The sequence below is a fragment of the Bacillus cereus group sp. BceL291 genome (genome assembly GCF_051776705.1).
In the GTDB taxonomy this organism is placed as follows: domain Bacteria; phylum Bacillota; class Bacilli; order Bacillales; family Bacillaceae_G; genus Bacillus_A; species Bacillus_A cereus.
Genome location: NZ_JBPWAP010000168.1, coordinates 1 through 4309 on the forward strand (window position 1 = coordinate 1; position 4309 = coordinate 4309).

Sequence of the window (4309 nt, forward strand, 5' to 3'; positions counted from 1 at the left end):
CTTACTAAATTTTCATTTTAGTATCCACTTAACATTTTAAATTTTATACTAAATAATAAGTAAAGTAAATACTTAAAAACAAATTAAGCGAGCACTAAACAAAAGTTAAGTAAAGACTAAACAAAAGTTAAGTGCTCAAAACTCTATAAACCCTTGATATATATAGGTTTATTCCACTTTTACCTTTGATTTACTCTCTTCTATAATCAAAAGAGCTTTTCTCCATGCAATGGTCAGGTAGTATTTTTTGAAAAAAAACATTCAAAAAATCTCCACCTTTCCTCCACTGCATTCCGAAATTCGGCAGGTGTGGGCATGTCGCCAAGCCGAACATACCAAAAACGAGGAATTAGGTAGCACGACTTGGATTAGCAATTGTACCTGCCGAACCGCCTAATTCTACTGTTCACGAATAAACTCTTACTTCATGTTTTGATGACACTAAAAGGGGCTAGCCCCTCGCTTCGCTTCACCCCAGCCACTTCCTCACACCCAAAAACAAGGGAGGATAACCTTCTTTAAAGGCTTATACAATCTTTTTAAGACGTTTGTTTTGATCACCAAGTATTTTTGTATGCGGACAAGTTAAAAACGCTCAGAGGGCTTTCTGAGGGGTGAGAAGTCTGTTGTCTTCGCCAAGATTCCCTAAACAGGAGAAAGAATATAGGGAATCTTGTAAAGGCTTGGTACAAAATGACAGAAAAGAAATGAGCAAAGCAGTTGCCATTCCCTTGCGGCGCAAGTGCGAAGATGAAAGAGAAGTATAATATACTTCTAGGTATACTATACTTCGTTATTTTTTCAGGATTTGTGTTAGAATGATTAATAAGATAGGAGCAGTTTTTCGGAGTACGCTCGGCTAAATAAAAAACCGAAACTTGGAGTAGCTCTACCTTAGTGAGCGCGAATTAAATTGGTATAGCCTTACCGTAGTAGGCAAGGAAAAGAGTCTGGATCCAGACTCTTTTTTGTATAGAGAAACAGAGCGATTATGCCGCGAAAGTTTCTTTACTATGAGGGGAACCCTCATGCAAACTACTGGAGGTGGTCCCAGCGGGCGGTTTATGACCGGTGGGATTGCCTTCGGGAGTTTGAGGGTTTAGAGGCTCGTGGTCAAGAAAACGTGGAATAAATAGCGTTCATTGAGGAACAGCTAGACCACGTTTTTTGTTTTTAAAAGGGGGATTGGGGGAAAGTGAAACGTCCCCCAACAAGTGGTATTTGCAGACACTGAACGAAGTGAAGTGGCTAGCAAATACGTCGCTTGCCAAGTGTTTGAGGTTGCGCTATGCTAGAGATATAAACATATCGAAGTCATAGCGGTTGATAGAGAGCCAAGGGCAAAATATCAACCCTCAAATACGGGACTGGAGGGGTTGAAAATGAGCGAGGAGCGTAATGCAGTATCTAGCAATTCTTTGGCGAAAAAGAAAGAGCCAAGAAGAAGAGATAGTATACAAATTAGCTTTCGAGTGAATGAGCAGGATTACGAAAAATTGAAGGCGTCAGCTGACAATTTAAGTATGAGTGTGACGGCTTTCGCAAAAATGAAGGTGCAAAATGCTCGTATGATGAAACCAAAATTTGATAAAGAAAGCAGTTTGCAGATTATTACGGAATTGAATCGAATTGGAAACAACGTGAACCAAATCGCAAAGTATTGCAATATGAGACAGTCCGGTCGATTTGGTGGAAATCAGATGGACGGTTTGATTGAAAAGAATTTGAAAGAAGTAGAAAGAGAGTTGGCATCCTTATGGCAACAACTAAATTAGGGAATTCGAAGAGTTGTTCTAAGGTGATTAATTATGCCGAGAAACGAGCGGTTGTACAAAGTGGTGTCAATTGTATGCCTGAGTTTGCAAAGTCGCAAATGAAAGCCGTTAGGATGGTACATGGAAAGGATACAGGTGTGCAGGCACATACTATTATTCAATCCTTTAAACCAGGGGAAGTGACAACGGAACAAGCTAACGATCTAGGGCGACAACTTGCTGAATCGATTGCACAAGGACATCAAGTTGCTATTTACACGCATAATGATACGGAACACATTCATAATCACATTGTGATTAATTCTGTACATATGGAAACGGGTAGGAAATATCAAAGTAATGCTAGCCAAATAAAATTAGTAAAATCCGAAAATGATAGAATTTGTAAAGAAAATGGGCTTTCAGTGGCTAGCCAAAAAGCAGAGGTTCGTTATACATTGGCAGAACGTTCATTATTAGAGAAAAATGAGCGAAGCTGGAAAGATGAAGTAAGAGAAGTAGTTGATTTGGCAAAGCAACAAACAAGTAATTTTCAGGAGTTTTCCGAGCACTTAGAAGAACATGGAGTAGGTGTGTTGGTTCGAGGAAAAACCATTACATATACGCATATGAACGAAAATAAAAAAGTACGTGGAAAGAAATTAGGGGAGTTGTACACGAAAGAAGGTGTAGAGGATGAGTTTGAAAGACGAAATACAGAACAAAAAAGAGATACGTCAAATAGAGATGCTGAAACACGATTTACTAGCGAAGTTGAGCGAACTAGAGAGAAAATCAACGGAGCAAAACACGATAGTAGTCGAGTTAGTGAGCCAAACTCTAGACTTGATGAAAAATCAACAATCATGGATGGAATCGGTCTTGCAGCGGGTAGAGGTGTTAGAGAAGAGCAAAAACGTAAAAAACGTTATGAAGAATGGCGACGCCGTTCTCAAGAAAGAGAGCGTTGAACCCAAAAAATCAGTATTACCTATGATTTCGGATACAGATAACATCATGTTATTTGATGGTGAACCTTACAAAGTGGATTTTATAAACGGACAGTATATAAAAACAAAAATAGCATGGGAGCAAATTCCGAAACGCAGACATGCTGAATTGGTATAACAAAAAGGTGCTATCCATGTAGTGGATCAGCACCTTTTGTATGTTAATGTTGCGATTGTAATTTTAATTCTTCAAGTTGTTTAAAGAGTTTTTTTGCACTATGAAAATCTAATGTTTTAGCTCTATATATGAAAAACCACTGTTCAGTATTTCTATTGAGTAAGGCATGATATGTATTTGTTACTTCTTCCGTTTTCTTTGCAATACTTTCTGGGTCACGTAAAAATAAATCTTGGTAGATAAAGTGGTTAAGATTTATTTCTTGTAATTCCTGTTGAACCCTAGCAATAGCAGATTCAAATCCAATTTCAAAGCAGTAAACCATAAATTTGTTGTTAATATACTTTTTTAAATTCATAAATAAAGCCTCCAGTAATTTAGTTTGATTTATATAAAACGTTCCTGCATACTGGAGACATGCAAATAGGCCTAGGAACTTATTTAGCATGGTGTTCTCTGTATTTCAGTATGCAGGGAACATTTTTTATTTATTTTTTGCGTTCATCAATAATTTTAGGGTTATTAGAAAGTTTGTAGTGAAACGGATTTTCTTGATACTCCTCACTCATAAATCTCGCTATCATATTTTCTCCATAGGCTGATACACTTTGTTCCTCTGTATCTATTTTCATGCCTAAAACTTTAAAAATAGCTTGTAATTGAATAGCGGTTAAAGGGATTTGAAAATCACCATCTTCGTATTCAAAATTTAATTCAGCGATATACTTCTTCATGGTACTACTCCTATTCTTCATGTTCTTTTATTTCGAGTAATTGAGGTTCTGAAGAACAATTTTGTTCTGGTAATGCTTTTTGTTTTCCCCTCAAGATTTCAACAGAGTTTAAAGGTTTGTCCTCTTCGTAATAATTCAAGAGGATTTGGCGCTTTGTATCATTGCCTTTCATCATGATATTAGGGTTTACAAGATAAACGCCGTTTTGCTTTTTCTTGATAAAGTTATTTTCTTGAAGCTTTTTCATTAATTTTGCAATGGTAGGCTCGGAAACTCCTACATCTTTTGAGATTTGTTTGTACGTTCCTATAAACAAGTTATTAGATTGATTTGTATTTTCTGCTATGTAAATAAAAATATCTAATTGTTTATTATCTATGATCCCTAGAACTGTTAAGAAATCCATTAAATACATTTTCCAAAAATTTTTAGCGCCATAGGCTCTTTTTGTAATTTGGTCTACATGAATTACTTCTCCTGTTTGTGTATCTATTAATTCTCTCTTTCTTTCCCCTATTAGTGTTTGTGTATCTGCATGGTATTCTAAATTTTTATCATATTTTGGCATAATGTAAATCTCCTCTTACTAAATTTTCATTTTAGTATCCACTTAACATTTTAAATTTTATACTAAATAATAAGTAAAGTAAATACTTAAAAACAAATTAAGCGAGCACTAAACAAAAGTTAAGT

At 36.0% G+C, this 4309-nt stretch carries 5 protein-coding genes; 2 read left to right on the forward strand and 3 right to left on the reverse strand.

All coding sequences use genetic code 11. The annotated features are described in order from the left end of the window. The first annotated feature begins 1382 nt into the window (after nucleotides 1-1382). Nucleotides 1383-1775, forward strand: coding sequence for a MobC family plasmid mobilization relaxosome protein (locus tag ACS2CR_RS33605; RefSeq protein ID WP_001288267.1), 393 nt, complete (start codon nucleotides 1383-1385; stop codon nucleotides 1773-1775). After that, entirely contained in the window at nucleotides 1757-2725 is a 969-nt protein-coding gene (locus ACS2CR_RS33610) for a relaxase/mobilization nuclease domain-containing protein (protein ID WP_074643831.1), read from the forward strand. The genes ACS2CR_RS33605 and ACS2CR_RS33610 overlap by 19 nt, the downstream gene beginning before the upstream one ends. A 200-nt stretch (nucleotides 2726-2925) precedes the next feature. Here ACS2CR_RS33610 and ACS2CR_RS33615 read toward each other — a convergent pair whose 3' ends face one another. The 3 genes from ACS2CR_RS33615 to ACS2CR_RS33625 all read right to left on the reverse strand — a co-directional run bounded on the left by ACS2CR_RS33615 (nucleotide 2926) and on the right by ACS2CR_RS33625 (nucleotide 4184). Then, nucleotides 2926-3240 carry a hypothetical protein gene (locus ACS2CR_RS33615; protein WP_001049714.1) on the reverse strand — a complete coding sequence of 105 codons (315 nt, stop codon included), beginning with the start codon at nucleotides 3238-3240 and terminating at the stop codon, nucleotides 2926-2928. A gap of 130 nt (nucleotides 3241-3370) precedes the next feature. Continuing rightward, nucleotides 3371-3616, reverse strand: coding sequence for a hypothetical protein (locus ACS2CR_RS33620; protein WP_000759847.1), 246 nt, complete (start codon nucleotides 3614-3616; stop codon nucleotides 3371-3373). A 10-nt stretch (nucleotides 3617-3626) separates the two neighbouring features. Beyond that, nucleotides 3627-4184, reverse strand: a complete 558-nt coding sequence (locus ACS2CR_RS33625; RefSeq protein ID WP_001127312.1) for a replication/maintenance protein RepL — start codon at nucleotides 4182-4184, stop codon at nucleotides 3627-3629. Nucleotides 4185-4309 lie beyond the last annotated feature (125 nt).